The organism is Aminobacter sp. P4_D5 (genome assembly GCF_056401815.1).
This window is the reverse complement of sequence record NZ_JBFUIP010000607.1, coordinates 1-769: the sequence shown is the minus strand read 5'-3', so window position 1 is coordinate 769 and position 769 is coordinate 1. Positions and strand designations below refer to the sequence as shown.

Sequence of the window (769 nt, the reverse complement as noted above, 5' to 3'; positions counted from 1 at the left end):
GGCCAAGGGTCCAATACGCTCGGGGCCGTTGCTCATTGGGAGGTCCTCAGAGGTTGATGCGGTAGAAGCGGATGGCGTTGCGATGGAAGAATTTTTCCAAATCCTCGCGAGAGCGGTCCGCCAGCGCGGTGCGCATGACGTCCACGATGCCGCCGAAATCCGTGCTGAGGCTCGCCACCGGCAGATTGCTCGCGAAGATGATGCGGTCGGGGCCGAAGATGGCCGCCGCCTCCTTCACGACGCCGATGTTGCTGGGCACGTCCCACCTGCCGTGAGGCAGGCCGAGCTCGGAGATCTTGATGACGGTGTTCGGGCAATCGGCCAGCGCCTCCAGCCCCTTGCGCCAGATCTTCAGCCCGTCCTCGGAACGATCCAGCGGCAGGCCCGTGTGGTTCACCACCATGGGGATGCCGGGGAAGCTGCGCGCGACCTCGGCGCCCTCCTCCAGGTGCCAGTAGGGGATGCGCATGTCCCAGGACATGCCGTGCTTCTCCAGCAGCGAAAAATTCCGGCGCCAGAGGTCGTCCTGCATCGTGCCGGGCTGTCCCGCGATGGACTGGCCGGGGCCCTTCGAGGTGTTGGGCCGCGAGCGTATGCCGCGCATCAGCGGATGCCTCGCATGGCCCTCCAGCACCTCGGCGCAATTGGGCTGGATGAAGATGACGTGGCCGACGATGGCGTTGGGCAGGCCCTGCTCGGCATGGACCTTCTCCAGCCACTCGGTCTCCTGCACCTGCTCGGATTCGGCGCGGGCGGCCTGGATATGGAC

The 769-nt window shown here is 66.1% G+C and carries 1 protein-coding gene; it reads right to left on the bottom strand.

Annotation, left to right across the window (positions count from 1 at the left end; genetic code table 11):
• Positions 1–46: 46 nt before the first annotated feature.
• The coding region (locus AC1DWF_RS33825) for an amidohydrolase family protein (RefSeq protein ID WP_476842862.1) at positions 47–769 on the bottom strand (723 nt) is incomplete at its 5' end.